This is a genomic window from Allobosea sp. NPDC055594, assembly GCF_053618995.1.
This window is the reverse complement of record NZ_JBSHIO010000003.1, coordinates 336,073-354,809: the sequence shown is the minus strand read 5'-3', so window position 1 is coordinate 354,809 and position 18,737 is coordinate 336,073. Positions and strand designations below refer to the sequence as shown.

Genomic DNA, 18,737 nt, shown 5'->3' with positions numbered 1-18,737 from the left:
GTTGCGGGCGCGATCAGTGGTTGTCGCGCGGCACGCCGAACTTCTTGTGGATCTTCTGGTACTTGACCGCCGGCTTGAGAACCATGCCCTCAGACAGCTCGCCGACGATCTTGCGCTGGATCTCCTGCCAGGGCGTCTGGCTCTTCGGATACTTGTAACCGCCATTGGCCTTGAACTCGGCCCGGCGCTGCGCCAGTTCCTCATCCGAGATCAGGATGTTGGCGGTGCGCTTCTTCAGGTCGATGCGGACCTTGTCGCCGGTGATAAGCAGAGCCAGCCCGCCGCCGGTCGCCGCTTCCGGCGAGGCGTTGAGGATCGAGGGCGAGCCCGAGGTGCCGGACTGGCGGCCATCGCCGACGCAGGCCAGCGCGGAAACGCCCTTCTTGATCAGGTAATCCGGCGGCCGCATGTTCACCACCTCTGCCGCGCCCGGATAGCCGATCGGCCCGACGCCGCGGATGAACAGGATGCAGTGCTCGTCGATGGCGAGCGCCGGATCGTCGATGCGGTGGTGATAATCCTCCGGTCCGTCGAAGACGATGGCCCGGCCCTCGAAGGCCATCGGGTCCTTCGGGTTCTCGAGATAGCGCTTGCGGAACTCCGGCGTGATCACCGAGGTCTTCATGATCGCCGAGTCGAACAGGTTGCCGGAGAGGTTGAGGAACCCGGCCTCCTTCTTCATCGGCTCGTCATAGCTCTTGATGACGTCGCGGTTGATCGCGAAGAAGCCCTTGCAGTTCTCTTCGTGGGTGCGGCCATTGGCGGTGATCGCCGGCTTGAGCTTGCCCTTCTCGAGCAGCTCGGCGATTACGGCGGGCAGGCCGCCGGCGCGGTAATAATCCTCGCCGAGATACTCGCCGGCGGGCTGCATGTTGACCAGCAGCGGCGTGTCGTAGCCGATCTTGGTCCAGTCCTCGTTGTCGAGGGCTACGCCGATATGCTTGGCAATGGCGTTGACGTGGACCGGTGCGTTGGTCGAGCCGCCGATCGCCGAATTGATGACGATGGTGTTCTCGAAGGCTTCACGCGTCAGGATCTTCGAGGGGATCAGGTTCTCCCAGACCATCTCGACGATGCGGCGGCCGGTGAGATAGGCCATCTCATAGCGGTCGCGGTAGGGGGCCGGGATCGCGGCGGCGCCGGGCAGGGTCATGCCCATCGCCTCGGCGAGCGCGTTCATGGTCGAGGCCGTGCCCATGGTGTTGCAGTGGCCGGCCGACGGCGCCGAGGAGGCGACGAGGTCGACGAAGCCGCGATAGTCGATCTCGCCGGCCGCCATCATCTGGCGCGCCTTCCAGACGATCGTGCCCGAGCCGGTGCGCTCGCCGCGGAAGTCGCCGTTCAGCATCGGGCCGCCCGGCAGCGCGATCGCCGGGATGTCGACCGTCGCAGCCGCCATGATCTGGGCCGGGGTGGTCTTGTCGCAGCCGGTCGTCAGCACGACACCGTCGATCGGGTAGCCGTAGAGGATCTCGACCAGGCTGAGATATTGCAGGTTGCGGTCGAGCGAGGCGGTCGGCCGCTTGCAGGTTTCCTGGATCGGATGGATCGGGAACTCGAAGGGCACGCCGCCCATTTCGCGGATGCCGTCGCGGACGCGGCTGGCGAGCTCGAGATGATGGCGGTTGCAGGGGGCGATGTCGGAGCCGGTCTGGGCGATGCCGATGATCGGGCGGCCCGACTGCAACTCCTCGCGCGACAGGCCGAAATTCATGGTGCGCTCGATATAGAGCGCGGTCATGTCGGCATTGGCGGGGTTATCGAACCAGGCCTTGGAGCGCAGCTGCTCCGGCTTGATCCTGCGGACCGGCTTCTTGCCGTTCGAAGACTTGCTCGGCGTCTTGCCTGTGGGGCTCTTGGCCATCCCGTCGTTTCCTCTCGCGGCCAGGCGGCCTTCGAGCCGCTTCGGCATCGTCTTTAAATCGATTTGACCGACAGGTCATGCCGGCCACGGCAGCACGGCAAGCGCACTTGCCGTTGCTGCTGTATTCTGCATACAGCAGCTTTGAGCGGCCTGCCAATCGCCAATGCACGCCCGGCACCAGCAAAGGTCGCGGCGGCGCAGTTTGCAAGTGTTCCAAATGCGGCCCAGCCCGGCGAGGGGCGCAGATGCGGGGGCCGAGAGCAGGCTTGCCCGGGCGCGGCTTTGCGGCCAAGACAGATGGACAAGGCCGGCCCGGCCTGCGGGACGGGTGCGACAACAAGCGCAAGAGGAAACCGCCATGACGCTCCAGGTCGTCCCATCCTTCGCCCGGATCGGCGAGGAAAACGCTTTCGCCGTGCTGGCGCGGGCGACCGAATTGCAGCGCCAGGGCAAGGACATCATCAATCTCGGCATCGGCCAGCCGGATTTCCCGACGCCGGAGCATATCGTCGAGGCGGCGGTGAAGGCGCTGCGCGACGGCCATCACGGCTACACGCCGGCCAACGGCATCCTGCCCCTGCGCGAGGCGGTCGCGGCCGATCTGCACAAGCGCTATGCCGTCGACGTCTCGCCGGAAGAGGTGATGATCGTGCCGGGCGGCAAGGTGACCATGTTCATGGCGATCCTGATGTTCGGCGAGCCCGGCGCCGAGATCCTCTATCCCGATCCCGGCTTCCCGATCTACCGCTCGATGATCGAGTACACCGGCGCGACGCCGGTGCCGGTGCCGATCCGCGAGGCGAACGGCTTCGCCTTTTCGGCCGAGGAGACGCTGTCGCTGATCACGCCGAAGACGCGGCTGCTGATCGTCAACTCGCCGGCGAATCCGACCGGCGGCGTGACGCCCAAGGCCGAGGTCGACAAGCTGGTCGCCGGCCTCGCGAACTTCCCCCACGTCGCCGTGATGTCGGACGAAATCTACGACCAGATGCTCTATGACGGCGAGAAGCATGTCTGCCTGCTGAGCTATCCGGAAATCCGCGACCGGCTGATCCTGCTCAATGGCTGGTCGAAGACCTATGCCATGACCGGCTGGCGCATGGGCTTCTCGATCTGGCCGAAGCCGCTCTACGACAATGCCCGCAAGCTCGCGGTGAACTCGCATTCCTGCGTCAACGCGCCGGCGCAATGGGCGGGGCTCGCGGCGCTGACCGGCCCGCAGGACGCGGTCGCGATGATGCTGGCGGAGTTCGACCGGCGCCGGAAGGCGGTCGTCGCCGGGCTGAACGAACTGCCTGGCGTCTCCTGTATCGAGCCGAAGGGGGCGTTCTACGCTTTCCCGAACGTCTCGCAGACCGGCTGGAAGGCGAAAAGGCTCGCTTCGGCGCTGCTCGAGGAGACTGGCGTCGCGACCATTGGCGGGCCGGATTTCGGCGTGCATGGCGAGGGCTATATCCGCCTCTCCTATGCCAACTCGCTGGAGAATATCGAGCGGGCGCTCGGCCGGATGGGCGAGTTCCTCAAGAGCGCCAAGGCTGCATGAGCTATCTTTATCTCGCATTCGCGATTGTCAGCGAGGTGATCGGCACCTCGGCGCTGAAGGCGTCCGAGCAGTTCACCCGGCCGGTGCCCTCGCTGATCACGCTGGTCGCCTTCGCGAGCGCGTTTTACTTCCTGTCGCTGACGTTGCGGACCATGCCGGTCGGCATCGCCTATGCGATCTGGTCGGGCGTCGGCATCGTCTTGATCAGCCTGATCGCGCTCGTCCTGTTCGGGCAGAAGCTCGACCTGCCGGCGGTGATCGGCATGGGCCTGATCGTCGCCGGCGTCGTCGTGATCAACGCCTTCTCGAAGTCGGTGGCTCACTGAGCGAGGCGGCGTGGGCAGGGTGAGGCCGGTCTGCACCGAGTGAGGCTCCGGTGCTCTCTGTTCTTGGCGCGGCATTCCGGAGCGGCGCCGCTGATCCGGCCTGTCCGGAGTGACGGCTGATCAGGGGGGGGCGTCCCCTGCCGGCCTCAGACCTTCGCGGCGCTCGCGGCGGCGTCGATATTGGCCACCAGCTCGGCATCGAGGCCGAGGGAGCCGGCGAGGCCGGCGAGGAAGTCCTTTTCCGCCGGCTTGTCCGGATTGATGGCGATTCGGGCGGCCGTGTAGATCTGCGCCGCGAGCTCCGGCGACTCGGCGCCCTCGACCAGCTCGTCGACCGAGGCGGGATTCGCCATCTCGTTGGCGAGCCAGACATTTGCCTCCGGGTCGAAGCCGGCCTCGCGCAGGCCGCCGAGAATGGCGCCACGCTCGCTGTCGTCGATATGGCCGTCCGATGCCGAGGCGGCGATCATGGCGCGGATGAAGATCAGCGCATTGGCGTCGCTCGCGGCTTCCGGCTCGAAGCCCGAGCCGGCGGGGGCTGGCAGCAGGACCCGCTGCTCGGCGCCGAGCAGCGGCTTGCCGGCCTGATAGTTCTGATAGGCCTTGTAGGCGAGGCCGCCGACCAGAGCGAGGCCGCCGACCTTGACGGCGGAGCCGGCAATGGAGCGCCCGGCCGAGGTGCCGAAGATCAGCGCGCCGAGGCCACCGAGGACCGCACCGGCGGCCAGCTGGTTGTTGCCGAGCATGCCCTTCGCCTGGGCGAGTAGCTCCTCCGGCGTCTTGCCGCCGGAAATCTGGCCGACGATGTCGGTGGCGCCCTGCTGCAGCCCGGTCTTCTGGGCTGCGTCCTGCACGCCCTGCGTGGCCTGGCCAAAGATCTGGCCGGCCATACCGGCGAGGCCGCCGGCGCCGCCCGCCTGCTGGACCTGCTGGGCGATGTTGCCGAGCATGCCGCTCAGCCCGCCGCTGCCGCTCTGAGCGCCCTGCTGCCCTGCCTGGGCACCGATCTGGCTGCCGGCGCTGACGAGCGCATCGAGAAGGGATTTGGCGTTGAACATCGAAGGACTCCTTCGGAAGGCATGCCGGGGCGGCGGCGCACTCTAGGCACCGCGTTCTGTGGCCGCTAGACGGGTCATGCGAAAACGGCGGGAGGATGGCGGCGGGTCGGCCGCGAGAAAGGCGATGAATTCGGCGTCTTCGCCCTTGCTTTCGGCGTCAAAGGCCTTATACAGCCGCCATCGCATCAGGCGCGCTGTCGTTTGTTCGATGAGGGCCGGTCAAACGGTTCGCGTCGCGCCAAAATTTTTGACCGGTTTCGTCGCAGGGCGAGCCGATGGGAGTTCGAGCCATGAAGATCCGCAATTCGCTCAAGTCGCTGCGTCTCCGTCATCGCGACAACCAGCTCGTGCGCCGCAAGGGCCGCGTCTACATCATCAACAAGGTCCAGAAGCGCTTCAAGGCGCGCCAGGGCTGAGTTTTGACGCGGCTTTGCGCCGCGTCGACCGGCACTGTGCCAGACCGGAACAGGAGCGGGCTGCACTTCGGTGCGGCCCGCTTTTTTGGCTTGGCCGTCCTGGCTTTCCGGCGAGTTCGCCGTCCCGTGAATTGACGCCGGGCCGATGCCGCCTACATTCACGGGCATGAGGCTCGCCCGTTTCCTCCGCTTGGCGTTGGTGCCGCTGTCGCTTGCCGTGACGGCGCCGCTATCCGTCTGGGCGCAGCCGACACCGCCGTCGCGCGACGGCGCGGTGCCGCCGGCCGACATCGACGACAATCCCAATCAGCCAGAGACGCCGGCGCCGCGCAGCCCGGCGGCGACACTCGACAAGCTGTTCGAGCGTCTGGCTGCCGCCAAGACGCCGGAAGAGGCCAAGGGCATCGCCAATCTGATCCAGCGCCGCTGGGCGCGCTCCGGTTCGGACACAGTCGACCTCCTGATGAGCCGGGCGCAGCAGGCCGTGAAGGCGCAGGAGCTGCCGCTGGCGATCGAGCTGCTCGACCGCGTGATCACGCTCGAGCCGGACTGGGCCGAGGGCTGGAACCAGCGCGCCAATGCGCTCTTCCTGCTGGGGGACCCGATTCGCTCGCTTTACGACATCGGTGAGACGCTGAAGCGCGAGCCGCGCCATTATGGCGCGATGATGGGGCTGGGCACGATCCTGCGCCAGCAGGGCGACGACAAGCGCGCCATGATCGCCTATCGGCAGGTGCTGGCGATCTATCCCGAGCTCGAAGCGGTCAAGGAGGCCGTCGAAGCGCTCAAGATCGAGGTCGACGGTCGCGACGCCTGAATCGCGCTCGCGTAGCGACTCAATGCGATTGCCCGCGATGGAGCGGCAATGTTACGTTGCGCCCTGATCGCCATCCTGCTCCTCATGCTCGGCCTCGCCGTCTTCAGCGAGGTCACCCGCGCCGAGGTGGAGGCGCGCCACCCGCCCCGAGGCGCTTTCGTCGCGGTTGCAGGCGGGCGGCTGCATTATCGTGAGTGCAGGCCGGCGGGGGAGCCGCGCGGTACGGTAGCGCTGCTCCATGGCGCCTATGACAATCATGCCGATCTGCTCGCGGCGCTCGGTCCGGCGCTCTCCAGTTATCGCGTCATCGCACCGGATCGCCCCGGCCATGGCTGGAGCGAGCGCTTGGGTGGGCGGGACATGGCCGATCCCGGCCGGCAGGCGCAGGCCCTGATGCAGGGGCTCGACCGGATCGCGCCGGAGCGCTTCGTGCTCGTCGGGCATTCGCTCGGCGGCGCGATATCGTCCCGAATCGCACTGGAGCGACCGGAAAGGCTGCAGGGCCTCGTGCTGCTCGGCGCCATGAGCCATCCCTGGCCGGGCGGCATCGCCTGGTCGTAGCGCATCGCCGCTACGCCCTGGATCGGGCCGCTGTTCAGCCATGTCGTCGGCGTGCCGCTGGCGCGCTACCGGCTGGGCGGCGGGACGGACGCGGTCTCGGGCCTTGTCCCGCAACGGCCTTGCCATGAGGCGGCGGGCGAGGCTCGCCTGCTGCTGCGTCCCGAGGTTCAGCAATCCAATGCAGAGGACATGGCTGTCGCTTTCGATTTCCTCGCCGATCAGGCGCCGCGCTATCGCGAGCTCGAAGTGCCGGTGCTGGCGATCGCTGGGGATGCCGACACCATCGTTTCGCCAGCGATCCATTCGGCTGCGATGGCGCGCGACGCTCCGCAGGGGCGCCTGCTGCTGCTGCCGGGCGTCGGTCATATGCCGCAGCATGCCGCGCCGGGGCTGATCGCCGCGGCTATCGACGCGATGTTCGCAGCGGCTCGTGCACGGCGTTGAGCAAGCCAATCGCTGATCGAATCTTGCCATATGGCATCAATTTATCTATATGATGCCATATGGAGGATTGGTCATGACTGCGCTTTCTCCGGTCAATACCGCTGCTGCGCCGTTTTCGCCCGCCGCGATCACGCAGGAGGAGGCGGCGGCGATGTTCCGGGCAGCGGTCAATCTGTTTCGGCTCTGGGGCGTCACCGACGAGGAGGCCGCCATGCTGCTCGACCAGCCGGTGCGCAGCTACCGGCGCTGGAAGTCCGGCGAGATCGGCCGGATCGACCGCGACGGTGCGGCGCGGCTCTCCAATCTGATGGGCATTCACAAGGCGCTGCGCCTGATCTTCCGCGAGCCGCAGCGCGGCTATGCCTGGATCAGGGCTGCGAACGAGGCCTTCGGTGGCAAGTCGGCGCTCGCGGTCATGCTCGATGGCGAACTCACCGATCTGATGCGGGTGCGGCGCTATCTCGACGCCGAACGTGGGCTCTGGTGAGTTCCGGCGAGTTTCCGGTCGTTCCGGTCGCGTGCTCGGCGGCGGTCCGCATCATCCGCAGCGCCTTCCCGCCGGTCGATCTGTTCGAGGACATCGCCGACCCCGCCGATTGGCCACTGCTGATCTCGGCCGAGATGAAGACCAATCCGCGGCTGATGGAGACGATCGGCAATCTCGATCTGGTGCCGCCAAGTCGTCGCGTCTCCGGTCCCGGGGCGAGCCTTCTGATGGCGCCCTTCACCCATGTCAGCCGCGACCGGCCGAGCCGCTTCAGCGACGGCTCGTTCGGCGTGCTCTATGCCGGCGACGTCTTCGAGACGGCGCTGCTCGAGACGATCCATCACCATGCAAGCTTCATGGCGAAGACACAGGAGCCGCCGGGCTGGACCTCGCAGTTCCGCGAGATCGTTCTCTTGGTTGAAGGCTCGCTGCACGATCTGCGTGGCGAAGCGGTCGGAACGAGTCCGCTGCTACTGGCGGAGGGGTACGAGGCCGGGCAGGCGCTGGGCGCGCGGCTCAGGGCGTCGGGCTCGGACGGCGTCGTCTATCCGAGCGTGCGCCGGCCGGACGGCGAATGCGTCGGCCTGTTCTGGCCGGACCTCGCGCGCGATCCGGTTCAGGGCCGGCATCTCGACTATCACTGGAACGGCAAGCGCGTGGATCTCTACCGCGAGGCGGGGACGGGGAGGGTGTTCCGGATCGGGTAGCCCGTTGACAGGCCCTCGCTCTGCTCCAGATAATGCCGGCATGATCGAGAAGGATACGCATATTGTCGCCCGGCTCGCCGGCATCCCGACTGGCGGGATGCCGGGGCATCGATCGCGTTAGTCCAAGCGTATCGCGCACCCGCAGCCTCGCCGGAAACGGACGAGGCCGTCTTTTCGCCTGTGCCTCGTCCATCCGCATGACCGATGGAGCTTTGCATGGCACAGAACATCTATGACGATCCTGAATTCTTCGCCGGCTATAGCCAGCTTCCGCGGCAGGTCCACGGCCTCGCCGGGGCGCCGGAATGGCCGGCTATCCGCGCACTCATCCCCGATCTGACCGGCAAGCGGGTCGTCGATCTCGGCTGCGGCTTCGGCTGGTTCGCGCGCTGGGCGCGCGAGCAGGGCGCCGCATGCGTCACGGGTCTGGATGTCTCCGAGAAGATGATCGCGCGTGCCCGGGCGCAGACCTCGGATGCCGCGATCGCCTATGAAATCGCCGATCTTGAGACGCTTGAGCTGCCTCCGGCGGCGTTCGACTTCGCCTACAGCGCCCTGACCTTCCACTATATCGCGGATTTCGGCCGGCTGGTCCGCATGATCCACCAGGCTCTTACGCCGGGTGCGCATTTCGTCTTCACGATCGAGCACCCGATCTACATGGCAGCGGCCCATCCGCGCTGGTCGAGCGATGAGGACGGGCGCAAGACCTGGCCGGTGAACCGCTATGCCGTGGAAGGCGAGCGCCGCACCAACTGGTTCACCGACGGCGTCCTCAAATATCACCGGACGCTCGGTACGACGCTGAACGGCCTGATCGCCGCCGGCTGGACGCTCCGCCATGTCGCGGAATTCGCGCCGACCGCAGCCCAGATCGCGGAGAATCCCGGGCTGGCGGAGGAGCTGGAGCGGCCGATGATGCTGCTGGTGTCGGCACAGTGCTGACACCGTGCGGATCGCGGCGGGCTCAGACCCTGACCGCCTTCGCCTTGCGATCCGCGCCGCCGAAGACACGCAGGTATCGGGCGATCTCGGCCGGATCGCCCGTGGCCTTGTTCGGGTTGTCGGAGAGTTTCACCGCCGGGCGGCCATTGGCGCTGACGACCTTGCAGACCAGCGAGATCGGGTCGAGATCGGGCGTGCCGACCGGCGAGCAGCCGACGAAGTCGTTGGTGAGGTTGGTGCCCCAGCCGAAGCTGGTGCGGACCCTGCCGTGGAAATGGTGATAGGCCTCCTCGATCGAGTCGATGTCCATGCCGTCGGAGAAGATCAGCAGCTTGCTCTGGGGATCGCGGCCCTGGGATTTCCACCAGGCGATGATCTGCTCGCCGGCCTCGATCGGTGGGGCGCTGTCGGGGCGAAAGCCCGTCCAGTCGGCGAGCCAGGAGGGGGCGTCGTCGAGGAAGGCGGTGGTGCCGAAGGCGTCGGGCAGCACGATCAGGAGGTTGCCGGCATAGACCTGACGCCATTCGTCGAGCACGCGATAGGGGGCGGCGCGCAGTTCCTCGTCGCTGTCGGCCAGCGCCGCCAGCACCATCGGCAGTTCATGGGCGTTGGTGCCGATGGCCTCGAGATCGTTCTCCATGGCGAGCAGCACGTTCGAGGTGCCGGTGAAGGTCGGCCCCAGGCCCTCCTTCAGCGCCTCGACGCACCAGCGCTGCCAGAGATGGCCATGGCGGCGGCGGGTGCCGAAATCGGAGATGCGCAGATCGGGCAGCTTCTTCAGCCGCTCGACCTTGTCCCAGAGCTTCGACTTGGCGCGGGCATAGAGCACGTCGAGCGCGAAGCGTCCCCAGCCCTTCAGGGCCTGGCGCGAGCGCAGCTCGTTGACGATGGCGAGGGCCGGGATCTCCCACATCATCGAATGGGTCCAGGGGCCGGCGAAGGTCAGCTCGTATTGCCCGTCGACCTTGCGCAGCTCGTAATCGGGCAGGCGGAACTCGGCGAGCCAGGCGATGAAATCCGGCGTGAACATCTGGGTCTTGCCGTAGAAGCTGTTGCCGGCGAGCCAGATCAGCTCCTTCTTGGTGAAGCGCAGTTCCCGGGCATGGTCGAGCTGGGCGCGCAGCTCACCCTCGTCGATCACCTCGGCGAGGCGGATCGCCTTGCTGCGGTTGATCAGCCCGAAGGTGACCTCGACCTTCGGGTGGAAGCTCCTGATCATCTGCAGCATCAGGAGCTTGTAGAAATCGGTGTCGAGCAGGCTGCGCACGATCGGGTCGAGCCGCCAGCTGTGGTTGTAGGTCCGTGAGGCGATGTCGGTGATGGCCATGGGCGTCGCGGGCTGCTGGAAGGATCGCTCAAGCAGTAGAGCAGGGGCGGCCGCAGGGGAATGGCGGGCGGCGGCACAGGGTCATTCCGGGGCAGGCTGCAAGGCCCGAGCCCGGACCCCATGAATACCACGACCGACAGTCTTGCTGCCGGCCGTGGTATTCATGGGGTCCGGGCTCTTCGCTGCGTGAAGCCCCGGAAAGACGGCATGCTTCCTCAGCAAGCGCGAAGAGACGTCCTCACGCCTGTTCGACATGCTCCTTCGCCACGAAGGCGATCCGGACCATGTTGGTCGCACCCGGCGTGCCGAAGGGGACTCCGGCGATGACGATGATGCGGTCGCCGAGCGCCGCATAGCCCTCGCGCACCGCGAATTTGCAGGCGCGGAAGGCCATGTCGTCATTGTCGCTGGCGTCCTTGGTGACGACCGCATGCACGCCCCAGACCAGGGTCAGGCGGCGCGCCGTGGCGCGGTTGGGCGTCAGCGCGACGACCGTCGAATTCGGCCGCTCGCGGGCGAGGCGGAAGGCGGTCGAGCCCGAGGAGGTCCAGGCCGCGATCGCCTTCAGATGCAGGGCTGAGGCGATCTCATGGGCGGCCTTGGCGATGGCGTCGGCGCCGGTCGCCTCCGGCTCGGCGCGCTGCGCGTCGAGGATCGAGCGATAGGTCGTGTCGTTCTCGACCTCCTCGGCGATGCGGTTCATCATCGTGACGGCTTCGACCGGGTATTGGCCTGCGGCACTCTCGGCCGAAAGCATCACGGCGTCGGCGCCCTCGAAGACGGCGGTCGCGACATCGGAGACCTCGGCGCGGGTCGGCACCGGGGCGGTGATCATGCTCTCCAGCATCTGGGTCGCGACCACCACCGGCTTGCCCATGCGCCGCGACAGGCGGGTGATGCGCTTCTGCGTGCCGGGGACCTTCTCGAGCGGCATCTCGACGCCGAGATCGCCGCGCGCGACCATGATCGCGTCGGAGGCATCGATGATTTCCTCGAGGCGCAGCAGCGCCTGCGGCTTCTCGATCTTGGCCAGGGCGAGCGCGCGGCCGCGGACGATCTTGCGGAGATCGGCCATGTCCTCGGGCCGCTGCACGAAGGAGAGCGCGATCCAGTCGACGCCGGCCTCGGCCGCCGCCTCGGCATCGGAGCGGTCCTTGTCGGTCATCGCCGAGACCGGAATCGTGGTGTCGGGCAGGCTGATGCCCTTGCGCGAGGACAGCCGCCCGCCGACCGTGACCTTGGTCACGGCCTGCTTCTCCGAGGCCTTCTCGACCACGAGCCGGATCTTGCCGTCATCGAGGATCAGGTTGTGACCGGGCTCCAGCGCCGAGAGGATTTCCGGATGGGGCAGGTGGACGCGCTTGACCGTGCCGGGGGCAGGATCTGAATCGAGGGTGAAACGCGCGCCGTTCTCCAGCAGCACGCCGCCATCGCCGCCGAACTGGCCGACGCGCAGCTTCGGCCCCTGCAGATCGGCGAGGATGCCGACCGGCCGCCGGAACTGCGTCTCCAGTGCCCGCAGCATCGCGACCTTCTCGGGCAGCGTCTCGCGCTGGGTATGGCTCATGTTGATCCGGAAAACGTCGACGCCGGCCTGGAAAAGTTTCGCACACATCTCCGGCGTGGAGGAGGCGGGCCCCAATGTCGCGATGATCTTGATCCGTCGTTCCCGCCACATTGGGTCGTTTCTCCTTGTTCGCGCAGTTCGTTCTGCGTCCGGTCGTTCCGTCGCTTATTCGTGGCTCCAGGGCAAGCGTGGACGCAAGATTCTGCGCTCGCCCGGAACTGGAAAGGCTATCGCGGTCAAGGCCGCGGCGGCGCTGCGCCGGGAGTGTCGGTCAGCTGGATCGTCCAGCCCTTCTGCTCGCCGGTGTCGACCTCGAAGAAGCCCGAGCGGTCATAGCCGCGCGACAGGCAATCCTCGATGCCGCGGATGGTGAACTCCTTGTTGCGCGTGCACATGATCGATTTGCCGGTCCATTCGCCGCCCTTGTCGTAGTCGACGGCGTGGACATAGTAGAATCGTGCCGCCAGCGTGCCGCGCAACAGGGTCTCGCAGGCCCGCGGCGCGATGTTCCACCAGCCCTCCGTGACCCAACCCTGGGCGTCGCGATAGCCGATGGCGACGCCGACGCGGCTGCCCGTGGTGTTGCACATGCGCAGATCAGCCAGCGCCGGGACGGCGCCTGCGAGCAGGAACGCACCCGGCAAGGCGAGGCGAAGCACGGATCGGGCGAGGCGTGCGTTCAAAATCATGGATCGATCAGAATCACGCGGCAATCGTTGACATTGGTCAGGGTCGGGCCGGTCCGCAGCAGGTCGCCAAGGCCTTCGAAGAAGCCGGTCGAATCATTGTCGCGCAGCGATTGGGCGGGATCGAGGCCGAGCGCGCGGGCGCGTGCCAGCGTCGTCTCGTCGATGATCGCGCCCGCCGGGTCGCTGGCTTCGCCGCCGCCGCCATCGGTGCCGTCGGTATCGCCGATGAGCGCGACGATGCCCGGCTCGCTGGCGAGCGCGATGGCCAGCGCCAATGCGAACTCCTGGTTCGGGCCGCCACGACCCTTGCCGGCGATGGTGACGGTGAGTTCGCCGCCCGAGATCAGCGCGGCGCGCCGGCCTTCCGCCTTCAGCGCAAGGGCCTGCCGGGCCTGCCCCTGCGCGACCTCGCGGGCCTCGCCTTCGAGATCGGGGCCGAGATCGATCGGTTCGTAACCGGCGGCGCGGGCGGCTGCCACCGCGGCGGCGATCGCGTCGGCCGGGCGGGCGACGATGCGGTAGTCGCTGCCGGCAAAGGCCGGATGGCCGGGCTTCGGCGTCTCGTTGGTCTCGTCGGCGAGGAGTGCCTCGGCCGCCGGCGGCAGCTTCAGCCCGTAGCGGGCGACGATGGCGCGGGCATCGGCCATGGTGCTGGGGTCGGGCACGGTCGGGCCCGAGGCGATGGCGGCCGGGTCATCATGCGGCACGTCGGAGACCGCGATGGTCAAAAGCCGTGCCGGGGTGGCGGCGAGGGCGAGCCTGCCGCCCTTGATGCGCGAGAGCCGCTTGCGCACGATGTTCATCTCGCCGATCGGCGCGCCCGAGCGCAGCAGCGCCTTGTTGACGGCCTGCTTCTCGGCCAGCGTGAGCGTGCCGGCCGGTGCGACCCAGTTGGCCGATCCGCCGCCGGAGAGCAGGACGAGGACGAGATCGTCGGCCGTTGCGCCCTGGGCGAGCGCGAGCGCGCGCTCGGCGCTGGCGATGCTGCCTTCGTCCGGTACCGGATGGCCGGCGGCGACCATCGGGATGTGGCGGGTCTTGGTCTCGTAGCCGTGCCGGGCGACGGCGTGGCCGAGCAGGCGTTCGGGCGCGAGGCCGAGCGTGTCGAGATAATGCGCTTCCGCGAGCGCGGTCATGCTCCCGGCGGCCTTGCCGGCGGCGAGCAGGATCAGGCGGCCGGACGGTTGAGGCTCGGGCAGGTGTCCGGCGAGCCAGTTGCTCGGATGGGCGCGCGCCACCGCGGCGTCGAAGATCGTCCGTGCGGTCCGGCGCCGCTGTTCGATTGCCTTGCGAAGCTGTTGCAAACCGTCGGCCTTCCCGCGAATCCGATCATGCCAATCGACTTTCGTCTCAGCCCCTTCTATGTCGCTGACGCGCGGGCGTCATCCGCGATTTGCTAGATCGCGGCGCGTCCGTCCGGACGCGGCTACGGTGATCTATCTTTTTGTTATCGCATCGGAGTTTTCCGAAAAGTGGATTCCACTTTTCAGTCCGATGCCATAGGCAGTTCCGAGGGCGGAATGGAAGCGCAGATGGCCTTGCCGAACGGAGCTCCCGTGCTGCGGCCCGGCGAGGTCGAGATCATCCCGGGTGATCCGGCGACCGGCGTGCTGCTGCTCTGTGACCACGCCACCAACGCCATTCCTGCCGAGCTCGACGGGCTCGGCCTGCCGGCCCAGCAGCTCGAGCGCCATATCGCCTACGATATCGGCGCGGCCGAGATGACGCGGGCCATGGCGGCGGCGCTGGGCGCGCCGGCGGTGCTGAGCAATTTCTCGCGGCTCCTGATCGATCCCAATCGCGGGCGCGACGACCCGACCCTGGTGATGCGCATTTCGGATGGCGCGCTCGTGCCCGGCAACGCCCGGATCGACGAGGCCGGCATCGCCGAGCGGATTCTCCGCTATTACGCGCCCTATGACGCCGCCATCGACGGGGCGGTCGAGGCCGCGATCGCGGCCGGGCACCCGCCGGCGATCGTCTCTCTGCATTCCTTCACGCCGTTCTGGAAGGGCGTGCCCCGCCCCTGGCATGCCGGCCTGCTCTGGGACCGCGAGGGCCGGCTGGCGCAGGCGCTGATCGCGGCGCTGCAGAACGAAGGCGATCTGACCGTCGGCGACAACGAGCCCTATAGGGGCGGGCTGCCGGGCGACACGATCGACCGGCATGCGACGCGGCGCGGCTTGCTCGACGCGCTTATCGAGATCCGCCAGGACCTGATCGGCGAGCCGCACGCGGCGCGCGCCTGGGGCAGGCGGCTGGCGCGCTTGTTGCCCGCGAGCCTCGCAATCGCGCGAGAAATGTGAAATCCGGCCGCTTCCCGCTTGACCTCGCGGCCCATCCGGGCGAACCCCTGCGACCAATTTTCGAAGAAGGGTTTGAGAATGGACGATCCGGTTGCAGGCGATCAGCTGCTTAGCATCGTGCAGCGCATCGAGCGGCTCGAGGAAGAGAAGAAGACGATCTCCGACGACATCAAGGAGGTCTATTCCGAGGCCAAGGCCAATGGCTACGACGTCAAGGTGCTGCGCAAGGTGATCGCGCTGCGCAAGCGCGACCTCGACGAGCGCAAGGAAGAGGAGGCGATCCTCGACCTCTATCTGCAGGCCGTCGGCGAGACGCCCTGATCCGGGCGGCGCGTCGAGCGCCAACCCGCCTATTGCCAGCCGGACTGCCCCTGTCGTCAGGCGATCGAGGCCGTCCGGCCCTGGCGCTGTTCGCTACCGGACGTACAGCCCGAATTCCCGCAGCAACTGCCCGGCCTGTTCACGCGAGATCGTCGCGCCCTTGAAGGCGGCGGCATCGCCGAGCCGCAGTCCACCGAGATCGGCGCCGCGCAGATCTGCGGCCTGAAAGCGCGCGCCTTTCAGCGAGGCTTCGCGCAGGCTGACGCCCGCGAGGATCGCGTCGCGGAAATCGCAGTCGCCGAGATCGGCCTGCGAGAAGTCGACGCCCTCGAGGTGCATCCCGCGAAACGACATGCCGCGGAGCTTGGCGTAGACCAAAAGCGTGTCGCGGAAGCAGGTGTCCAGCGACCGGGTTTCCGTAAGGGTTGCCCCCGTGAGCTTGCAGCCGATGAAGGATGCGGAGGTGAGCTTCGCCCCGCGCAACCCGGCATTGTTGAGGTCGCAGGACGTGAATTTGGCCTCGGTCAGGTCCGCTGCGGTCATGTCGGCGAAGGCGGCGCTGCACGATGTCCAGCCCGTGCGCTCCAGAATGGCGCCCTTCAGTTGTGCGTGCTGGAGATTGCAGCGCTCGAAGGTCCAGTCGGAAAAGTCCAGCCGCGACAGGTCGAGCCCCTGCAGGTCGCAGCCGGAAAGGCGGGCTGGTTGCTCCCGGGCGGCCAGAGCGGCCAGCTCGGAGCGATCGGGCCTGTTGCCGGCGACGACGGTGTCGGGCGTCCTGTTCTCGGCCATCGCGAAGCTCCTGCGGGTGCGTTCTCAGTTGGCAGCCCTGTCGGCCATCGCTCCCGCGCCGTCAATTCATGACGGAAAACGCCGGCCTCGGATCATCTGAGACCGGCGTTTTCCTGGGCGGCCTTGCGGGCGGCTGTCAGCTATGGGTCCGGAACCGGACCTCGTCATCGATGAAGGTCTTTTCCTGGAAAGCCGCTTCATTGGAGCCGAAGGGCATCTGCGCCGTCAACTTCCAGGACGCAGGGATGTTCCAAGCCTTGGCGACGTCTGCGTCGACGAGCGGATGGTAATGCTGGAGGCTCGCACCGATATCGGCGTCGGCGAGCGTCGTCCACACGGCCAGCTGCGCGATGCCGGTCGAATGTTCCGACCAGATCGGGAAGTTGTGCGCGTAGAGCGGGAAGCTGGCCTGGAGCGTCTTGACCGGCTCCTGATCCTCGAAGAACAGCACAGTTCCCGCGCCGTTCGCGAAGCTGTCGATCTTCTTGCTCGTCCCCTCGAAATCGGCGGCCGGCACGACGGCGCGAAGCGCCTCCCGCGTGATGTTCCAGAACTTGTCGCTCTCCTTGCCGAACAGAATGACGGCGCGCGAGCTCTGCGAGTTGAAGCTGGACGGCGAAAGGCGGATCGCTTCCCTGATCAGGGCATCCACCTGCGCTTCGGGAATCGGCAGATTCTTGCCGAGCGCATATTGCGTACGGCGCTTCTTGAGCTTGTCGAGCATGGCTTCCTCATATGCGAACGCATGTCACGTCGGTGGACCGATGAGACAGGACGGGTTTCCCTGAGCGCCTGCACAGGCGCCGTCCCGGCGAAGGCGGGACTTGATGGGGGAGAGGTAGCGGTTCACTTGCTGCATCGGAATGCCCATATTGGGCACCAATCTGTTGCTAGCGGAGGAACGCCTGCATGTCCGAGCTCGACGATATCCGCAGCTTCGTCGCCGTGGTCGATTCCGGAGGCTTCGGCCGGGCCGGGCGTAGCCTCGGCCTGTCGAAATCGATCATCAGTCGCCGCGTGGCGCGACTGGAGGCCGATCTCGGCACCAGACTTCTGAGCCGTACCACCCGCGGCGTCAGCCCGACCGAAGCGGGGCTCGAGTTCAAGGCGCGCGGCGAACGCATCCTGGCCGAGCTGACAGAAGCTCGCGAAGCGGTGGCGCTGCAGGCCGGCGGGGTCGCGGGCCGACTTCGGCTGAGCATGCCGCTCTCCTTCGGCATCCATCATGCCGCGCCGGTGCTGGCCGAGCTGGCGCGCCGGCATCCCCGGCTCGAGATCGATGCCGAGGCCAGCGACCGGCAGGTCGACCTGATCTCCGAGCGCTTCGACATGGCGATCCGGATCGGCGTGCTGAAGGATTCCAGCCTGGTGGCGCGTCGGATCACCTCCGTGCGCGGTATCGTCGTCGGCAGTCCCGCCTACCTTGCCGGGCATGGCCGCCCGGCGACGCCGGCCGATCTCACCGGCCATGAATGCCTGATCTATACCGGCGGGGCGGTGCCCGACTGGAATTTCAAGGTCAATCGGCGGCTTGTCTCGGTCCGGCCGAGCGGGCGGCTTCGTTCCGATAATGGCGACACCTTGCTGCAATGGGCGGAGGCCGGGCTGGGTCTCGCCCTGCTGCCGAGCTTCATTGCCGGCGAGGCGATTCGCGCCGGCCGGGTCGAGCCCGTTCTGGTCGAGTTTCCGCTGCCGGAAAGCGGGCTTTATGTCGTGCGTCCGCCGGGCGCCTATGTCTCCGGCAAGGTCCGCGTGCTCACCGATCTCCTGGTCGAACGCTTCGGCTCCGCCGCGACCTGGGATCCCTGCCGGAAGGTGCTGGATCAGCATGCGCAGATGGTCGGATCTGGCGAGGACGAACATCAAGCTGCGTGAAGTTGCACTTCACCCGATTTCACGTGCCAGCCGTCTTTCGCAAAGGCAGTGTTGCGACCCATCGAAGCGGGAGATCGTGATGCTGCTGGTTGGAATGCTAGACAGCCCCTATGTGCGGCGCGCCGCGATCACCGGAACCTTGCTCGGGCTCGAATTCGAGCACCGCTCGGTCTCGGTGTTCCGGCACATGCCGGAGTTCAGCAAGATCAATCCGCTGATCAAGGCGCCGACGCTGGTCGCCGATGACGGCACGGTAATCAGTGAATCGCTGCTGATCATCCAGCATTTCGAGGATGTCGCCGGACGCTCATTGCGGCCCGTCGACCCGGCCGCACGGGTGCGAGACCTCAGTCTGACCGGCATCGGCATCGTCGCCGCCGACAAGGCGGTTTCGGTCGAATACGAGCGCAAGCGTCCGGAAGAGCGCCGCTACGCCAACTGGCAGGAGCGCATTCTGACGCAGCTGCATACGGCGCTCGATCTGCTCGACCAGGCGGCGCGGCGCGGCGAGCTCGCCGCCGGTCCGGAATTGCGGCCGAGCGACATCGCGGCGGCGATCGCCTGGGGCTTCTGCCGTTTCGTCATCCCGGAGTTCGTCGACGAAGCGCGCTGGCCGGCGCTCGCCGCACAGGCCAAGGCCTGCGAGGCGCTCGACGTGTTCGAGGCCTGGCCGATCGACCGGGAGTAAGACCCGG

21 protein-coding genes are annotated in these 18,737 nt (G+C 67.2%); 13 read left to right on the top strand and 8 right to left on the bottom strand.

What is annotated here, in order from left to right:
- Positions 1–13: 13 nt before the first annotated feature.
- Complete coding sequence (locus ACWGRX_RS08825) at positions 14–1,864, bottom strand: IlvD/Edd family dehydratase (protein ID WP_291637602.1); 1,851 nt, start codon at positions 1,862–1,864, stop codon at positions 14–16.
- 358 nt (positions 1,865–2,222) lie between these two features.
- On the opposite strand from ACWGRX_RS08825, the gene ACWGRX_RS08820 reads away from it, so the two are divergent.
- Both ACWGRX_RS08820 and ACWGRX_RS08815 read left to right on the top strand, forming a co-directional pair.
- Positions 2,223–3,407, top strand: coding sequence for a pyridoxal phosphate-dependent aminotransferase (locus ACWGRX_RS08820; RefSeq protein WP_452117238.1), 1,185 nt, complete (start codon positions 2,223–2,225; stop codon positions 3,405–3,407).
- Positions 3,404–3,733 (top strand): SMR family transporter, encoded by a 330-nt coding sequence (locus tag ACWGRX_RS08815; RefSeq protein ID WP_291645781.1) that lies wholly within the window; start codon positions 3,404–3,406, stop codon positions 3,731–3,733. Before ACWGRX_RS08820 ends, ACWGRX_RS08815 begins: the two co-directional genes overlap by 4 nt.
- Before the next feature lie 146 nt (positions 3,734–3,879).
- On the opposite strand, the gene ACWGRX_RS08810 is transcribed toward ACWGRX_RS08815, so the two are convergent.
- The gene (locus tag ACWGRX_RS08810; protein ID WP_452117237.1) at positions 3,880–4,791 is read right to left on the bottom strand and encodes a tellurite resistance TerB family protein; all 912 of its coding nucleotides are present in this window, start codon (positions 4,789–4,791) and stop codon (positions 3,880–3,882) included.
- 290 nt (positions 4,792–5,081) lie between these two features.
- On the opposite strand from ACWGRX_RS08810, the gene ykgO reads away from it, so the two are divergent.
- The 7 genes from ykgO to ACWGRX_RS08775 all read left to right on the top strand — a co-directional run bounded on the left by ykgO (position 5,082) and on the right by ACWGRX_RS08775 (position 9,168).
- Positions 5,082–5,207 (top strand): type B 50S ribosomal protein L36, encoded by a 126-nt coding sequence (gene ykgO, locus ACWGRX_RS08805; RefSeq protein WP_114828362.1) that lies wholly within the window; start codon positions 5,082–5,084, stop codon positions 5,205–5,207.
- Between the two features lie 166 nt (positions 5,208–5,373).
- The gene (locus ACWGRX_RS08800; protein WP_452117236.1) at positions 5,374–6,024 is read left to right on the top strand and encodes a tetratricopeptide repeat protein; all 651 of its coding nucleotides are present in this window, start codon (positions 5,374–5,376) and stop codon (positions 6,022–6,024) included.
- Between the two features lie 48 nt (positions 6,025–6,072).
- Complete coding sequence (locus ACWGRX_RS08795; protein ID WP_452117235.1) at positions 6,073–6,585, top strand: alpha/beta fold hydrolase; 513 nt, start codon at positions 6,073–6,075, stop codon at positions 6,583–6,585.
- 189 nt (positions 6,586–6,774) lie between these two features.
- The gene (locus tag ACWGRX_RS08790) at positions 6,775–7,029 is read left to right on the top strand and encodes an alpha/beta fold hydrolase (RefSeq protein WP_452117234.1); all 255 of its coding nucleotides are present in this window, start codon (positions 6,775–6,777) and stop codon (positions 7,027–7,029) included.
- A gap of 73 nt (positions 7,030–7,102) precedes the next feature.
- Complete coding sequence (locus ACWGRX_RS08785; protein ID WP_452117233.1) at positions 7,103–7,516, top strand: MbcA/ParS/Xre antitoxin family protein; 414 nt, start codon at positions 7,103–7,105, stop codon at positions 7,514–7,516.
- A complete protein-coding gene (locus ACWGRX_RS08780; protein WP_452117355.1) occupies positions 7,510–8,223 on the top strand; it encodes an RES family NAD+ phosphorylase in 714 nt (237 codons plus the stop codon). Before ACWGRX_RS08785 ends, ACWGRX_RS08780 begins: the two co-directional genes overlap by 7 nt.
- Positions 8,224–8,439: 216 nt before the next feature.
- The gene (locus ACWGRX_RS08775) at positions 8,440–9,168 is read left to right on the top strand and encodes a class I SAM-dependent methyltransferase (RefSeq protein ID WP_452117232.1); all 729 of its coding nucleotides are present in this window, start codon (positions 8,440–8,442) and stop codon (positions 9,166–9,168) included.
- Positions 9,169–9,190: 22 nt separating this feature from the next.
- Here ACWGRX_RS08775 and pncB read toward each other — a convergent pair whose 3' ends face one another.
- The 4 genes from pncB to ACWGRX_RS08755 all read right to left on the bottom strand — a co-directional run bounded on the left by pncB (position 9,191) and on the right by ACWGRX_RS08755 (position 14,055).
- Entirely contained in the window at positions 9,191–10,495 is a 1,305-nt protein-coding gene (gene pncB / locus ACWGRX_RS08770) for a nicotinate phosphoribosyltransferase (protein WP_452117231.1), read from the bottom strand.
- Between the two features lie 238 nt (positions 10,496–10,733).
- A complete protein-coding gene (gene pyk / locus ACWGRX_RS08765; protein ID WP_452117230.1) occupies positions 10,734–12,173 on the bottom strand; it encodes a pyruvate kinase in 1,440 nt (479 codons plus the stop codon).
- A 125-nt stretch (positions 12,174–12,298) separates the two neighbouring features.
- Positions 12,299–12,751, bottom strand: coding sequence for a DUF1036 domain-containing protein (locus tag ACWGRX_RS08760; RefSeq protein ID WP_452117229.1), 453 nt, complete (start codon positions 12,749–12,751; stop codon positions 12,299–12,301).
- Positions 12,748–14,055, bottom strand: a complete 1,308-nt coding sequence (locus ACWGRX_RS08755; RefSeq protein ID WP_452117228.1) for a glycerate kinase type-2 family protein — start codon at positions 14,053–14,055, stop codon at positions 12,748–12,750. Before ACWGRX_RS08755 ends, ACWGRX_RS08760 begins: the two co-directional genes overlap by 4 nt.
- 228 nt (positions 14,056–14,283) lie before the next feature.
- On the opposite strand from ACWGRX_RS08755, the gene ACWGRX_RS08750 reads away from it, so the two are divergent.
- On the top strand, positions 14,284–15,057 hold the full coding sequence (locus tag ACWGRX_RS08750; RefSeq protein WP_452117227.1) for an N-formylglutamate amidohydrolase: 774 nt from the start codon (positions 14,284–14,286) through the stop codon (positions 15,055–15,057).
- Positions 15,058–15,135: 78 nt separating this feature from the next.
- Entirely contained in the window at positions 15,136–15,378 is a 243-nt protein-coding gene (locus ACWGRX_RS08745; RefSeq protein WP_066477463.1) for a DUF2312 domain-containing protein, read from the top strand.
- A 93-nt stretch (positions 15,379–15,471) separates the two neighbouring features.
- On the opposite strand, the gene ACWGRX_RS08740 is transcribed toward ACWGRX_RS08745, so the two are convergent.
- Together ACWGRX_RS08740 and ACWGRX_RS08735 are read right to left on the bottom strand one after the other, a co-directional pair.
- A complete protein-coding gene (locus ACWGRX_RS08740) occupies positions 15,472–16,167 on the bottom strand; it encodes a pentapeptide repeat-containing protein (RefSeq protein WP_452117226.1) in 696 nt (231 codons plus the stop codon).
- A 136-nt stretch (positions 16,168–16,303) separates the two neighbouring features.
- The gene (locus tag ACWGRX_RS08735) at positions 16,304–16,891 is read right to left on the bottom strand and encodes a nitroreductase family protein (protein ID WP_452117225.1); all 588 of its coding nucleotides are present in this window, start codon (positions 16,889–16,891) and stop codon (positions 16,304–16,306) included.
- A 185-nt stretch (positions 16,892–17,076) separates the two neighbouring features.
- Here ACWGRX_RS08735 and ACWGRX_RS08730 point away from each other — a divergent pair, with 185 nt between their 5' ends.
- Together ACWGRX_RS08730 and ACWGRX_RS08725 are read left to right on the top strand one after the other, a co-directional pair.
- Positions 17,077–18,042, top strand: a complete 966-nt coding sequence (locus ACWGRX_RS08730; protein ID WP_452117224.1) for a LysR family transcriptional regulator — start codon at positions 17,077–17,079, stop codon at positions 18,040–18,042.
- Between the two features lie 79 nt (positions 18,043–18,121).
- The gene (locus ACWGRX_RS08725; protein WP_452117223.1) at positions 18,122–18,730 is read left to right on the top strand and encodes a glutathione S-transferase family protein; all 609 of its coding nucleotides are present in this window, start codon (positions 18,122–18,124) and stop codon (positions 18,728–18,730) included.
- Positions 18,731–18,737 lie beyond the last annotated feature (7 nt).